The sequence below is a fragment of the Candidatus Brocadiia bacterium genome (assembly GCA_041658285.1).
Lineage (GTDB): Bacteria > Planctomycetota > MHYJ01 > JACQXL01 > JACQXL01 > JBBAAP01.
The window spans coordinates 1-15,498 of the sequence record JBBAAP010000006.1 but is presented as its reverse complement, the minus strand read 5'-3'; the positions used below and the strand labels follow the sequence as shown (position 1 = coordinate 15,498).

Genomic DNA, 15,498 nt, shown 5'->3' with positions numbered 1-15,498 from the left:
TGCTATTCTTTCTTATCCATCATTTTTAGGTGCGTATAAGTCTGGGTAATCCCGTACTTCTTATACCATTCAATGGCGCTGGCCACGCCTTCTTTAAGCGGTATTTTAATCTTCCAACCGAAATCCTTGTGCGTTTTCGACGGGTCCAGCAATATGGTGTAAACATCGTCCAGATTTCGCTGGCGGACTTCGACCTCCTGGTTCATCTTGATTTCCAAAGCCTTGACGGTGGCATCGAACAGTTCCTTGATTGAGAAATCGCTGCCCGAAGAAACGTGGTAGGTCCCCTTGGCGCCCTTGCCGTCAAGCGCCATAACCACAATATCAATCAGGTCGTCCACATAAATAAAATCGCGCCTGGTATCCATAACAAAACACGGTTTGTTGTTGGTCAAGCGGTGGTAAAAAGTCGGCAACGGGCCGCTCAGATTCCTCGGTCCGTAAGCGTTGGCCAGCCGAAAGGAAATGAAATCCATCCCGCTCAGTTGGATATACTGCTCGGCCGAGGTCTTGCTTATAGCATAACTGCTGCCTTCCGGCTTGATGGGATGAGTAATGGTTATAGGCTGCTCCTGAGGATGCAAGCCATAACAAAGGGATGTCTGGAAATAAATCAGACGCCGGCTTTTGGCTTTCTGTGTGGCCCTAACCACATTGACCGTGCCCAAAACATTGGTTAAAGCATCTTCCAGCCAGTTATCCGGGTCTTTATACGAGGCCGCCGCGTGCACGACCTGCTCGGGCATGAACTGGCTGAATATTTTATTGACCAGATTGGCGTCGGCTATCGTTCCTTCAACGACTTCCAGTTTCGGGCTCGGAGTCAGATTATCACGCCGGCCGGTAGCGTAGTTATCGATAACCAGTACCTGGTCGCCTCTTTTGAGCAATCTGTCTGCCAAATGAGACCCGACAAAACCTGCTCCGCCGGTTATTAATACCTTCATATTTACATCTCCTTTTTCAGTATATTCTTAAACTCGGTTTCTTTATCGTGGAATTCCTGCTGCCATAATTCCAGGCACAATAGCCCCCAGATTTTCCGGCCGAATTTAGGCTCATTCTCAAGCTCCGATAAAACCATATTGTTGTTTATCAAACCCCGATTCAGGGCGGCCGGCGAGGAAAAAATGCCACGCACAAAATCGCGTGCCTCGCCGTTTATCCATTCGGTCAACGGCACCGGGAAACCCATTTTGTCACGGCGGTTCCTGATTGAATCCGGCAGAGAATCCTTCATGGCGTTTTTCAAGACGTTTTTCATGGTGCCGTTTTTGAACTTAATATTTGACGGGATGGTCGCGGCGAATTCGACCAGACGGTGATCCAGAAAAGGAACCCTGGATTCCAGCCCGGAAGCCATACTTACCCGGTCTTCCACCTGAAGCAAAGCCGGCAACAGAGTCTTGAAGTCGAAGTGGGTCATGCTGTCGAAATAAGATTCTTTGCCGACATTGTCCGCCCTAAAAATACTCTTAAAACTTTCGTAAGGGGAATAATCTCCCAAAGCGTCCCAGTTTATCTCCTTATCCAAAACCGGGGCCCGGTTTATCAGGCGGAAATACCGCTTATCCAGGCTGTCAAACAAGCCGTCTCGCCAAAATTCCTGTAGCATGGGTTTATAATTACTTAATGCCGTCAGGTTGGAAATGATAGACTCGTAAGTAACCACGAAACTCCCAGAATGTAGATTTCCTTCTATTGCGCCTTTTATGCACTGTTCAAAATAAGCTACCAGGTATCTGGCATAACCGCCGAAAATCTCGTCGCCTCCCTGTCCGCCCAGGACCACCTTGCGGTGCTTGCTGACCATTTTTGACACTATGAACTGGGGAAAAGATCCCGGACCGGCCACAGGAGAATCGAGATGGTATATGACTTTATGGATATTTTCCATGAAGTCATTGACGCTGATATCCACTTCAAACAGCTTGAAGTTGCGCCAATGCGCCAATTCGCGGCCGTACTTGCTCTCGTCATAATCACGGCTGAATGAAAACTTACCAAGGAATCCCTCAAAACCGACGGCAGAATTCCTGGTAGCCGTCGCGGCAATGATGCTTGAGTCCAACCCGCCGCTGATGTAAGCCCCAACCGGAACATCGCTCCTCAAGTGCAAATCGACGGACTCGAGCAAAAGATTTCTTATGGTATCTTCACAATCCTTCTCGTCCATCTTAAAATCCACATTATAATAAACCTGCCAGTACCGCTTCACCTCGATATGATTATTTTTTATGACCATCAGGTGCCCCGGCAGCAATTCCGTAACGCCTTTGAATAATGTTTTCCCGGCCAGGCAAAACTGGAATGTCAGGTAATCCTTGAACCCGTCCAAATCGGTATCAATGCTTTTCATAAAAGGCAATAAAGCCTTGATTTCCGATGAGAAATAGAAACTGCTGTTCATAGTTGCATGATAAAAAGGCTTGATTCCAAAACGGTCACGAGCGCAGAACAGCAGTTGATTCGCCTCGTCCCAGAGAGCGAAAGCGAACATGCCCCTAAAATGGTTAACGCAATCATAGCCCCATTTCTTGTAGGCGTACAGAATGACTTCCGTGTCAGAATCTTTCTTGAATTTATCCGCGCCCAATTCTTTTCTCAATTCAATATAATTATATATTTCACCGTTATAAGTTATCCAGTTGCCTGATTCATCGCTCATGGGCTGGGTACCGGTGGTCAAGCCGATTATGCTCAGCCTTCTATGCGCAAAACCGACATGTTTTTTAGGATGAGTCCAGATTCCCTGTCCGTCCGGACCGCGATGTTGCTGGAGCTTGTTCATCACCTTTAAACTTGGCTCAAGAGAAGGAATCTGTCCCCCGGACAAACTTAAAATACCAGCTATTCCGCACATATTACCGCCTTTTATTAATAATTTTTCTATTTATAACCCTTGGCGTATAAAAACCAACCGTATCTACCAGCTAAAGATTTCAACCAACTGTCAGGCAAGAATCTACCCAGTCCCGGCATTATCATCCATCCCTGAAGCAAGCCGACAAATATGTTCAAATTATTAAACCTAACCAGCAGTTGACGTAAATTCTTTTTAGTATATACCGCCCCTTTAGGATTACCAACACCGTCGACTTCGTTAATAAGCTGTCGGATGCTTTTCATTTTTATGATTGCCTGCAAATGGATGCCAACCCAGTATAAGGCCGAATTCTTATGGTAAAACATAAGTATTAACCGCCCGTTTTTCTTCATCACCCTGTATACTTCCGAAATAGCCTGTTTCGTATCCGGAGTGTGGTGCAGAACGCCCATAGAGCAAACGCAATCAAAGGTCTCGTCATCAAAAGGCATATTTTCAGCGTTAGCCACTTGGAAATTCCCTTTTAGGCCAGCTATTTCAAACCGCTTCCGACAAAGATCAATAGCCGTTTGGCTCAAATCGATGCCGAATACTTCCGCCCCGGCTTTGGCATAGTGGCTCAAAACATACCCGTTTCCGGAACCGACATCAAGCACCTTCTTGCCGGCAAAATCCCGGTATTCATGTAATTTTTCATGAAAGTCAATAGATCCATTTAATTCCCTTAATTTATCATAATAATTGAAATATTCCTTTGTTCCCAACGCATAAGGAATTACCGAAGCGCATAGCGGATTATTATCCCAAAATTTTATTACTTCTTCTACTTTTATTTGCTCATCCATTTCAAAAAATCAATCCTCCCCTTCAATTATTGATTTGACATAACTAATAATAGCATTCTTTCCGGGTAAAAACTTGCTTTTCACAGCCTTAACTCTCCCATAAATATTTCTAAGATATTGCCCTTTCTGAATAATTGACGTCACATTTCTAATCTGTGATTGCCCAATATCTCCGGGGGTAAACCCTTCTTTTATCAGTTCCTGGTCAAAGTCTCTAATAAATTTCCGATAGCTATATAAACCAGAGACTACCAGGTCATGATAAGCATTGTTTGTCAATTCCAAGTATAACTTTTTATCTTTTAGCATTACCATCACTTCGTTAAAATTAGAAAAATCTTTTTTAAGCGGAATATAATGAACCATCGGTTTTAGTATACCGGAATATTCCCCCTCAAAAAGGACCTGACAGACCCGGAACGCCGCCGCCTCAAAATGTCTCGGGCCTATGGTTCGATAATAAATATTATCTTCCCATTTATACAAAATTATTTTAGATAATTCTTCAAAGGTTATTTTTGGATTTCTTGATAATATTTTTCCACATTCTTCCTGAACATAGCCTTTAAGATCAAAAATAGATACCCCGGTTTCTACCCCCAGAACAAATCGGCAGTTAGACAAAAACCGATACCAATATCGACCGTATATTCGCTTAGATTCTTCTGTTTCAATATCTAAAATAAAGTTATAGTTTTTGACTCGTTTTTTAAACTCCATCCCAATTTGATATTTTTCCTGTGCCCCCCTACCCATATAATAACCTAACCGTCTGCCCCGGTAACCAATATCAATCGTGCGGGATTCTGATGAAATAGCAGTTCTATCAGCCAACCGCACCAAATCATCACTGACATAACCGGTTAATGCATAAACTATTTTAGAAGCATTTGTATATTTCAAATATACATCCTTAAAATAATTAGGCTCTAACAATGTATATACACAGTCAATATTATATCCATTAATAAAATTAAATCTCTGTTGGCAATAATGATGCTCATCCTGGAAAAAAGCTACCTTATAAGAAGATGTTTCCCCTATATATCTTCTGAATTTCTTATTTAATTGATATTTTGGTCCAAATATAGAATAATGTAATATTATTATTTTAAAATCCACTCTATTTAAACCCATGGGAAACCCCGTTCCAGTATTAATAGACCAAATTTTAAAAGATGAATACCTTCTAAAAGCATTAATATATTCGATTAGCGCTGGAGCATTAGTAATCAAGCCCTGATTATATAGAAGTAAAGCTTCAGCTTGTATTGATTTCTCCATAAAAATACTTATTAATTTAGAGATTCTTTAGCAAAAAAAATCACCCATTCAATTGAACGAAACGGGATTACTTTCCCAGCTCCAACAGTATCCTGCTTAAAATACTTCGCCCCACTATGGGGCAAACCTTCGGGATAAATTTTGCACGATACCCCTTCAAAAATTGCATAAATTTTATTTCCCCGGAACTAAGCTTCTTATTATAGGTTTTACTTAGAATATCAAACTCGCTCTTGCCAAGAAAAATCTTAGCCCCCTCCCTATAAACTTTGCTCCGCTCTTTTTTGTTAAATTCCCTAATAAATGAATCCATCATAATCATTTTATCTTGAACACTCATTATTTTATATGGCTTTATTTTACTAGTTATATCTACTGCAGGAGTCCCTGCGTAAATTCTGTCCGACGCCGTATTTTTAGTTACTACAGAACCAGTTAAAATAACTGACTTCTTCCCCAGAATTAATCCTTGAGAAACAGTTATATACCCCCCCACTAACCACACATCATCTTCGATTATTGCAGGGCTCACCTTATCTAGTAAACAACCCTCAAATAATTCCCCATGCCTAATGTGTGTCCAGATATGAGTCGCCGCGCCGATACCAACATTATTACCTATCCAAAGAGCACCGGTGGTATTTAAAAGACTTTTTTCTCCTACCCATGAATTATGCCCGATAATACATTCTTTTTGACCAGAAATACTGCTATCATGATGGATAGTTACATAATCGCCAATTTCCAAATAGGGAACTGCTATATTAACATTTCGCCCGATGTAGCTGTTGTCACCCATAATTATTGTCGGCTCCCCATAAACGCCAGAGATTACGACACTTTTTTCTATCTGGCTATTTTTACCTTTTATTATTCGCATATTAGTATTCTTCCTATTGATCTTGTAATAAATTTAATAATTGTTTTAATGACATAAAATTATAGTGATATTTCCTTCCTAACCGAATAAATTTTTCTAATTGTGAAGAAAAATGATGGTATTTTTCCAAATTAAGGGGGTGAAATGTACCTACAATAGGAGTAACATTATTCCGAAATAACGTTTCCATGTTTTCAACAAGGGAATATCCTGCGCGCATAACGGAAACACAAGAAGGTTCAAAAAAAGCAAAAGGAATTTCCCATATGGGTAATATTCTTCCTTGGACACAAGGCTTGTAAGGAGTTATGCCTATTTTGGTGCTGTCAGCTAATATCCCATGAAGGGACAAATAAGCAAAATCTATATTATCAGAACGCCACCAAAGACGATGATTGCGATTAATTCTCGGAGTATACCCCATTTTTTCAATAAATTTCTTTTTCTGGCTCTCTATAGATCCCATATCCTTATTAAAATGAAATTCAACTTCCTTGTTCTTTAATTCCGGGACCAACTCGTTAACTACAGGAAACCAAGTAGCCGGAACATTGTTTTTTGCTAACAAATTATCAAGAAACAAATCATAGTTATCATCCATCGTAACAACAACAATTTTACGTCGTATATTAGCATCCACCTGTTTATAATTTTTTGCTATGGGTAGTTGTTTATAAAAATTAATAATCAATGGGGGGGGGAATGAATAGAGAGCACCTCGCTCTCTTTTTGAATCACAATAAATTTGTTCCCTCATTGTTTCTTTCGCTTTTGTTTTATCTTTTGTATTCATTACTATCCCCTTTCAATCAAATATTTTAAATAACTTATTACAAAATTATTACCAGGTATATATTTATATCGTATCACTTTTATTTTACCATATATATTTCTTAACCACTGCCCTTTTTGAATAATTGCTGTCACTGCTTCAACCTGTGATTGCGCAATGCCCCCTGGTCTGAAGCCCTCCTTTATCAGCTCCTGATCAAAATCCCCGATAAATTTCCGATAGCTGTATAAATCCGAAGCAATCAGGTCGCGATAAGCATTGGCTATCAATTCCGAACATAATTTCTTATCTTCCAGCATCTTAATAACATCATCAAAGTTAGAAAAATCTTTTTTAAGAGGAATATAATGAACCATAGGCTTGAGTATACCGGAATATTTACCTTCAAAAAGAATCTGGCAAACCCGGGAAGCAGCCGCCTCAAAATGCCTCGGGCTTATTGATCTATAATAAATGTTATCCTCCCATTTATATAAAATCATCTTGGATATCTCTTCAAATGTTATGCCCGGCTTACTTGACAGTTTCTTTGCGCACTCTTCTCGAACACGGTCCTCGATATCAAAAATCGACACTCCGGCCTCTACCCCCAGAATAAACCGGCAGTTGGCCAGAAATTGATACCAGGAACGACCATATATTCGCTTAGACTCTTCTGTTTCAATATCTAAAACCAAGTTGTAATTTTTAGCTCGTTTTTTAAACTCCATCCCGATTTGATGCTTTTCCTGTGCGCCCCTGCCCATATAGTAATCTAGTCTCCTGGCCCGGTAACCGATATCAATTGAACGAGTTTCTATTGGTATGGTTAATTTGCCTGATTGGAATATTAACTCCTCACTCACATATCCTGGTAAATTAGAAACTAATTTAGGAGTATTTGTATATTTCAAATATATATCTTTAAAATAATCCGGTTCAAGTGAAGTATATACACAATTAATTCTGTATTCATTGATAAAATTAAATCTCTGCTGGCAATAGCGGTACTCATCTTGGAAAAAAGCTATTTTATAAGCGTATTTATTATTATTCAAGTAATTTGAAAATTTATTATTTAACTGGTATTTTAGAGCAAACAATGAGTAATGCAACACTATTATCCTAAACCTTAATCGCTCCAAGTTTTTTGAAAAACCCAACTCAGTATTGATACTCCAGGTTTCGAATTGGGAATACATTTTAAATGAATTAATATGTTCTAAAATCGTTGGCGCATTAGTAATCAATGGGCTGTAATAGAGCACCAGAATACCATTCACGTCAATCTCTTTGATGTAACTCATTGCATTATTTAATGACTTCCCCCGCAAAATATAAATCAAGCCCCCAAATCGCAGAATATCAAACTTCCTGTTTTATTATGTCCCATAAATTTTTTAATATATTATTAGTTTAAATATCGTATTATAACACTTTCAACATAACACTTTCTTATAAAAACATATTATTTCTTAATGAAGCACATATTAATTTCCACTGGATAAAGTAATTTAGGTAACAAAATCATGTAGAAGAAAGGCAATAGCCTTTTTAATATAGTCAAAGCTTCTAAAATCTTATATTTAATTATGGGCAATTGGCATTTTAGCCTTGTGTCATATATATAATAACCCCCTGGGGTGTACTCAATAAACTGACATTTAAAAATCCCCTCTAATAATAAGCGCAAAGAATTTTCATCAAAACTACGAAAATGAGCATATTTATAAGGATAACCGGGCTTAAGATATCCACTCAAGTCTTCCTTATAGGGAACTCGAACAATAAAAATACCTCCTTTCTTAAGAACTGAAATTATTTTCTGGCAAACAAGGTTAAGATCTATCACATGTTCTAATACATCCGTACACACAACAATGTCAAAAATTCCTTCTTGATATGGCATATCTTCAATAAGTGAATAACAAACATCTATCCCCTTACTTTGCGCAACCTTAAGATAATTCAAACTTATATCCATCCCATATTTTTCAACACCAGGTAACAAATTTAAAAGCCGACCTAATCCAACCCCAACATCAAGTATTTTACATCCACCCTTTAAATATTTACTAACAAGATTTACTGTAGAATTTTCCATTTCAACCCAAAGCTTTTCTGGGATAAATGGATTCTCCCCACTACAAGTTGCTGCCAAAATATGATCATGCGCAATACGCTCATAATTATCAGTATATTCATTATTCAAAGAAAAAACTGGTATTTTATCCCGCAAAAATAGGGGGGCCCTACTATAAATATTGTTTTTCATATTATTTAACCTTCATTAATATAGATTTACCAAAATCAAGCAGAAATTGCCTTTCTTTAAATTCTAAAAGTTTATAAACAACGCAAATTAAAATAAAAAACATAATACTATTCAAGATTAATTCCGCCCAAAGACTCGAAGTTTTATCAAGATAAGTAAAAATCGAGAACCCTATGTAAAAAAATACAAAAAGTATTAATTTCTTCCACTCATAATTAACATTTTGATATGTGCCTTTTCTTCTTATATTCCATATATACTGCAATAAAATGAGTATCAAATAACCGAATACCAAGGAAACTATAGTTCCCTCAAGCCCCCGGTAATATATAAATATTAAACTCAATATACTCGTTATTGCTACAGTGACTATTTGTATCAAAGTAATAATTTTTACTTCTTTGGCATAATATACCCCTGGTAATAATATGCTGAACACTCCCGTCAGGAACTGAGCCGTGGCTGACGGCCCTATTGATTTATATGCTTCATAGAAAGCAGGCTGAGTCATAATTATCACCACAGGTTTAGCTAATGCATAAAACAACAGGCTTATGGAGCCAAACAAAAAAACATAATACGTCAATATCTTGCTAAATAACACTTTCGCCTCTTCCGGTTTATCTTTATAAGAAAGAAAGTAGGGCATCCAAGCTGTAGTGAATCCACCCACGATAATATTCATCAGCATACCCAAATTAAACCCTACTGTATAAATCCCTACGAATTCAAGCCCTTTTAACCACTGCAGAATAAATCTATTCCCTTGTGACAGCAGGAATAGGCATGCAAAAGAAGGAATCATTGGAATGCCCAGCCGCAACAATTCTTTAACAAGAATACTATTAAGTCTGAGTCTCAAAGAACCGGCGGCAAACAAAATAAAAATTAGGAATGTAACTGTCTGTCCTATTAACCAGGATTCTATCAAGCCCTTAACGCCTTGTTTCAGAAAAATAACCATTATGATGCTGGCGCAAATGGAAATTATCGTAGCTGTTGTCGTTAGCACGACAAATTTCTTGGCCCTGTTCTCAAACTGAAGGCGCCACATAAAAGGCTGGACCAAAATGCTGAAACCGGTGTAAATAAGAGCGATAAACACCAGATAAGAATAATCCGTACTCTTAAAAAGTATGAAACTTATCTTGCCAGACAGCCAAATGCCCGGGATCAGGAATATCAGCGAACTTATGAGCATGATAATGAAAGAAGTCCAGATGACCGCTGATTTCCTGTCATTATCATTATTTTCAAAATAGCAAATGCCGGTCGACACGCCCAAGCCCAAAGACAATATCGGGGACGCAAACGATGAAACTAATAACAGCATAGAACTTATTCCATAATCAACCGGTGTCAGATAAGCGGTAAAAAGAGGCAGCAAAAGAAAACTTATCAGGCGGTTTAAAAACCCGCCCGCACCATAAATAATAGTGCTTTTTAATAGCTGTCCTATTTTATTTTCCATTTATAACTTTTTTGATTACAATAATTTCCTGACCATGTCGACAGACATTATAGCCAAGATATTCTTAACTTTTTCCTTCTGGGTCTTAATCTCGACTAGTCTTTTTTTATATGCCTGGATAGTCTCCCTGGCAACAGGGTCTAAATTATTATTGTTAATTAATTTCAAGTATTTCTCGGACCTGTTGATTATCGTATCAGCCTTACCCAAACGGATTGCCAGTCCTGATTTAAGCCGGCTTATCACTATGCCCATAATATCCGGATTGGCCTGATAATAATCCTTACGATCCCCCTTTATCCATATTTTGCTTACCGCACCCCATTCCTCAAGAACCCTTATGTTAACGCTTACATTACCCTTACTTATCCTTAGGGCATCCAGCATTTCATCCAACGACAACGGCTTAGAACTGATATACAAAAGGGCATATAACTGTCCGACCACCCGATTCAGCCCCAAGCTACCGGCCATTTCACCAGCCGAGTCAATGATCATATCCCGGAATTTATTGATATCTTCTTTCATAATCTACCTTCTACTATAATTCACAACTTTTAGAATATTCTAAACGTACTATAATGATAATAATATGTCAAGAGAAACATGCATTATTTAAGATGTTTTTATAAGTGCCCGAAACCGGCTACCCCTTAACGATAACCTGGCATTTAGGGAGTGATTCCAGAAAAAACTTACCGTAATTCTTGGTCATAATCCGACTGTCCAGTATTACCACGATGCCCTTGTCGGTCTTGGTTCTGATAAGCCGCCCGAACCCCTGACGCAGTTTCAGAATCGCCTCGGGCAGAAAATAATTCATGAACGAATCCAGACCGGCTCTTTCCATATCCTCTATCCGGGCCTCGACCAAAGGCGTACTCGGCACCGAAAACGGCAGTTTGGTGATGATGATGTTCTCCAGCGCCTCGCCCGGCACATCGACCCCCTGCCAGAAGCTGTCCGCCCCGAAAATAACCGACCCGACATTGTTCTTGAATTTCTCCAACATCTGGTGGCGCGGCATGCTCTTGCCCTGAATATACACCGGCATGCCCTTTTGCTCCAGCTGGCTGCTTATCCGCTCATGCACCCGGTTCATCAGGTCATAACTGGTGAAAAGCACGAAGGCCCGCCCGTTGGTCAACCCCAGGTAATCCGTTATCATCTTGCTGATGGCGAACTCGAACTCCTTGGTCCTCGGGTCCGGCGTATCCTTGGTCAGGTATATCTTGACCTGTTTCTGATAGTCAAAAGGCGACCCCAGCACCTTACCCAACGCATTTTCCATTCCCAGGTTTTCTTTTATATAACTCAATGGGTCTATCCCGGCAACGGCCACGTTTGTTTCTCCGTCTGTCTTTGGTTTCACTGACGCCGAAGCCGCCTGATTACCCGGCGTGTAACAGGCCAGCGTGGCGCTGGTCAGCACCGCCGTCTTGACCTTGTCAAAAATAATATCTTTAACCACCTGGTTGACCTTGAGCGGCGCGCCTTTTAGGATAATCCTGGGCGTTCCCCTGTTTCGCCCTTTAAGCTCTATCCAATAAACGTTGTCCTTCTGCACCTGCTTCAGGAACGACTCCACCGCGCCGGCAAAGCCCAGCGTCCGCCTGACGAACGCGTCCAGTTCCGTCTCGTCGTAGTCGTACGAAAACTCCCGGTCACGCCCTTTCTTGGACTTGCCCTTGACCTTCATCTGCTGTGACAGGTCCTTGAGGCACAGGTAAAGCCTGCCCAGCGCTGGGCTGAGCATATTGGTTATTCCGGCCATGGCCGCCGCGTCCTTGACACGCCCGTTCTCCGGAAGCTTGGTCTTTATCCACCCCAGCAGTTCATCAAAGAACTCCGCCGACGCGTCACGGGCCTCCAACACCAGGTCTTTGCATTCCTTAACCTTGGCGTTCTTGGCCGGCAGAAAGGTCAAAAACCCCCGGTTCTTGTCCGGGCGGTACAACGTATTGAAAAGATAGGTCAGCTGGTCGTTCGATATCTCCATGCCCAGATGGTCCTGGGCCACCAGCTCCAGCCGGTGCGCCTCGTCCACGATGACCACGTCGTACTTGGGCAGGAAATTGGCCTCCTCCTGCTTCAGCCCGGCGTCAATCACCAAGACCGGATGGTTGACGATAATCAGGTTGCTGGCCGCCAGCTTGGCCCTGGCCCTCTGATAATAACATTCGTGATGATGATAGCACTTTTTCCCGGCGCAGTTATCGTGTTCGGAGCAGACCTTGCTCCAAACCCCGTCCGACGGCACCCAGGACAACGATGAAATGCTCCCGTCGCTGTCCGCCTGCGTCTCGGCGTTCCATTTCTTTATCCGGGCCAGCTCCTCGACGTCATCCATACCCTCGAAAATCCGGCTCTGGTTCAGGAGCGCCTTGTTCAGCCGCCGCTTGCATAAATAATTGCTCCGGCCCTTGCACAAAGCCGCCGAGAAATGCACGCCCAGCACCGTCCGCAGGAAAGGAATATCCTTATACATTATCTGTTCCTGCAGGTTGATGGTGTTGGTGGAAATGACCACCGGCTTGCCGCTATTGACCGAATACTGGATGGCCGGAATCAGGTAAGCAAAGGTCTTGCCCACGCCAGTGCCGGCCTCGATGACCAGGTGCTTTTCCAGTTTTATGGCATCGCGGATGACCTCGTACATCTCGATTTGCTGGGGCCGGCTTTCGTAACCCTTAAAGCCATGGGAAATCAGGCCTTCGGCCCCGAAAATCTCTGCAATAGTATAATCAAGTGCCATATTGAATTCACTTTTTATCCGCTCCGGACTGGCTCTTCAATTTCTCCCAGAACTCTATCCGTTTCCTGATTTCCTTCTCAAACCCGTAATCAGTCGGCTGGTAATACTTTTTGCCCTTCAGCCCGGCCGGCAGGTATTCCTGTTTAACGAAATGGTACGGGAAATCGTGCGGGTACTTATATTCCTTACCGTAGCCCAATTCACCCATCAGGTCCGTGACTGGGTTCCTCAGGTGCAAAGGCACCGGCTCGTTGACAGTATTCTTGACGTCCGACTTGACCTTGTTATAAGCCGCGTAGATGGCGTTGCTCTTGGGCGCCGTAGCCAGGTAAACCGCCGCCTGGGCCAGGGCGTTATCCGCCTCGGGCATACCCACAAAATCCACCGCCTCCTTGGCCGCCATGGCCACCATCAGCGCCTGCGGGTCGGCGTTGCCGATGTCCTCCGAGGCAAACCTGACCATCCGCCGGGCCACATATAACGGGTCCTCACCCGCTTCCAACATCCGGCCCAGCCAGTACAAAGACGCATCCGGGTCGCTGCCACGCAGGCTCTTGTGGAAGGCCGAGATGATATTATAATGCTCCTCGCCGGACTGGTCGTAAAGCATCACCTTCTTCTGAGCCGCCGCTTCCACCGCCTCGCGGCTGATATGCCGGGCGCCGTCCGCGGACTGTTTAGTACTCTGGATGGCTATATCCAGCAGGTTTAGCCCGATCCGGGCGTCGCCGTTGGCGATGTTGATGATATATTGCATGGCCGGCTCGTCCAGACTGACCTTGGTCTTGCCGAAACCGCGTTCCGGGTCCGCCATCGCCCGGTTGATAATCTCCTTCAGGGCCGATTCATCCAACGGCTTCAGGACAAACACCCGGCACCGGGAAAGCAAGGCCGAATTGAGCTCGAACGACGGGTTCTCCGTGGTCGCGCCGATGAGCACGATAGCGCCCTTCTCCACAAAAGGCAGAAAGGCGTCCTGCTGGGCCCGGTTAAAGCGGTGAATCTCGTCCACGAACAGGATGGTGTTCTTCTGGAGCATGGCCCGGTTGTACTCGGCCCGCTCCATCACCTCGCGGATTTCCTTAACGCCCGAGGTCACGGCGCTGAAGGCAATGAACTCGAAACCGGTGGCCCGCGCCACCAGATAAGCCAGAGTGGTCTTACCCGAACCGGGCGGGCCCCAGAAAATAAGTGACGGGAAAGTGGCCAGCGAGTTCCCGGCGTCTTTTATCAACCGGCGCATCGGCTTATCCTCGCCGATGATGTCCGACTGGCCCACGAACTCGTTAAAATCCCTCGGCCTCATCCGGTCCGCTAAAGGTTTGGCTAACATATTTAGTTATTATATAAAACACTTTCAGTACAGTCAAGCTAAACACTGCTATTCATATAAAAAGATAATTTTTCTGTAATTTATTAGGATATTTTCTTGACAAATTTAATATTATTAGCATCATTCAGGCATGAGCATTTATGCAGCACCACTGGGGACGGCTTCAAAAAACACCAATAACTTCTTACACACCCAAATTAAATTATTATTGAAAGGATAAAGTATGAGAAAAAATCTATGGTTAAAGGTTAGCCTGGCTTTTGTGTTTGTTGCTTACATTTCAGCTTTTAATTACGGTGGTTGCGGCGGAGCAGGCGGCGGCGATGAAACTACCGATAGCGGCAGCAGCGGCCAGAATTTGTACCGGGCGCCGGTTTTTAATGCCATCGGCAATAAAACCATCGCCGAAGGCGCCACCCTGACCTTTACCGTATCGGCCACCGACCCGGACGGCGACACCATCACTTATATGGGCATCAACCTGCCGGCCGGAGCCACCTTTAATACCACCACCAACGTCTTTACCTGGGTGCCAAACTATAACCAGGCCGCCACCTATGCCGGCATCCGTTTCCGAGCCACCGACTCGACCTACCTTTATACCGAGGAAACCATCACTATCACCGTCACCGACGTAGCCGCGCCCAACGCCCCGTCTAACCTGATTTCTGCAGTGGCCTCGACCACCCAGATAAACCTGAGCTGGCAGGACAACTCCTCAGATGAAAGCGGATTCAAGATCGAGCAGAAGATTGGAAGCGGCAGCTACACACAAATAGCCTCATTAGCCGCTGACGTGGTCAGCTACAACAATACCGGCTTGGTAGACGGGACTATATATTATTACCGGGTCCGGTCTTACACTGCCGCCGGAAACAGCGCCTATACCAACGAGGTCTCGGCCTCGACCACCGGCATAAACGCGCCGCCTAATATAATGAACAACTATTTAAGCAACGTCAGCCATAATACCGCTTCGTTCTACGGCAACCTGAATCCCAACGGCCTGGCCACCGCGGTCTATTTCGAATACGGCGCTACCACCGCCTACGGCAC

General features: G+C 43.0%; 13 protein-coding genes. 1 reads left to right on the top strand and 12 read right to left on the bottom strand.

Translation table 11 applies throughout. From position 1 onward, the window contains the following. Positions 1-2 precede the first annotated feature (2 nt). The 12 genes from WC980_06900 to WC980_06845 all read right to left on the bottom strand — a co-directional run bounded on the left by WC980_06900 (position 3) and on the right by WC980_06845 (position 14,442). Positions 3-947, bottom strand: coding sequence for an NAD-dependent epimerase/dehydratase family protein (locus WC980_06900; protein ID MFA5794777.1), 945 nt, complete (start codon positions 945-947; stop codon positions 3-5). Between the two features lie 2 nt (positions 948-949). After that, entirely contained in the window at positions 950-2,863 is a 1,914-nt protein-coding gene (gene asnB, locus WC980_06895; GenBank protein ID MFA5794776.1) for an asparagine synthase (glutamine-hydrolyzing), read from the bottom strand. A 26-nt stretch (positions 2,864-2,889) separates the two neighbouring features. Continuing rightward, positions 2,890-3,672 carry a class I SAM-dependent methyltransferase gene (locus WC980_06890; GenBank protein ID MFA5794775.1) on the bottom strand — a complete coding sequence of 261 codons (783 nt, stop codon included), beginning with the start codon at positions 3,670-3,672 and terminating at the stop codon, positions 2,890-2,892. A 9-nt stretch (positions 3,673-3,681) separates the two neighbouring features. After that, positions 3,682-4,956: a hypothetical protein gene (locus WC980_06885; GenBank protein MFA5794774.1), complete on the bottom strand. Its 1,275-nt coding sequence runs from the start codon at positions 4,954-4,956 to the stop codon at positions 3,682-3,684. Positions 4,957-5,023: 67 nt separating this feature from the next. Continuing rightward, entirely contained in the window at positions 5,024-5,836 is an 813-nt protein-coding gene (locus WC980_06880) for a hypothetical protein (protein MFA5794773.1), read from the bottom strand. Positions 5,837-5,849: 13 nt separating this feature from the next. Continuing rightward, on the bottom strand, positions 5,850-6,629 hold the full coding sequence (locus WC980_06875) for a hypothetical protein (GenBank protein ID MFA5794772.1): 780 nt from the start codon (positions 6,627-6,629) through the stop codon (positions 5,850-5,852). Between the two features lie 2 nt (positions 6,630-6,631). Further along, positions 6,632-7,915, bottom strand: coding sequence for a hypothetical protein (locus tag WC980_06870; GenBank protein ID MFA5794771.1), 1,284 nt, complete (start codon positions 7,913-7,915; stop codon positions 6,632-6,634). 161 nt (positions 7,916-8,076) lie between these two features. Continuing rightward, positions 8,077-8,883 (bottom strand): class I SAM-dependent methyltransferase, encoded by an 807-nt coding sequence (locus tag WC980_06865; GenBank protein ID MFA5794770.1) that lies wholly within the window; start codon positions 8,881-8,883, stop codon positions 8,077-8,079. A gap of 1 nt (position 8,884) precedes the next feature. Beyond that, a complete protein-coding gene (locus WC980_06860; protein MFA5794769.1) occupies positions 8,885-10,354 on the bottom strand; it encodes an oligosaccharide flippase family protein in 1,470 nt (489 codons plus the stop codon). A 15-nt stretch (positions 10,355-10,369) separates the two neighbouring features. Continuing rightward, positions 10,370-10,882, bottom strand: coding sequence for a MarR family transcriptional regulator (locus WC980_06855; protein ID MFA5794768.1), 513 nt, complete (start codon positions 10,880-10,882; stop codon positions 10,370-10,372). Positions 10,883-11,000: 118 nt separating this feature from the next. After that, positions 11,001-13,109: an ATP-dependent DNA helicase gene (locus WC980_06850; protein MFA5794767.1), complete on the bottom strand. Its 2,109-nt coding sequence runs from the start codon at positions 13,107-13,109 to the stop codon at positions 11,001-11,003. 7 nt (positions 13,110-13,116) lie between these two features. Further along, a complete protein-coding gene (locus tag WC980_06845; protein ID MFA5794766.1) occupies positions 13,117-14,442 on the bottom strand; it encodes a replication-associated recombination protein A in 1,326 nt (441 codons plus the stop codon). A gap of 223 nt (positions 14,443-14,665) precedes the next feature. Between WC980_06845 and WC980_06840 the strand changes: the two genes are divergently transcribed. Further along, positions 14,666-15,498 (top strand): putative Ig domain-containing protein (locus tag WC980_06840; protein ID MFA5794765.1); only part of this gene is annotated, 833 nt, incomplete at its 3' end.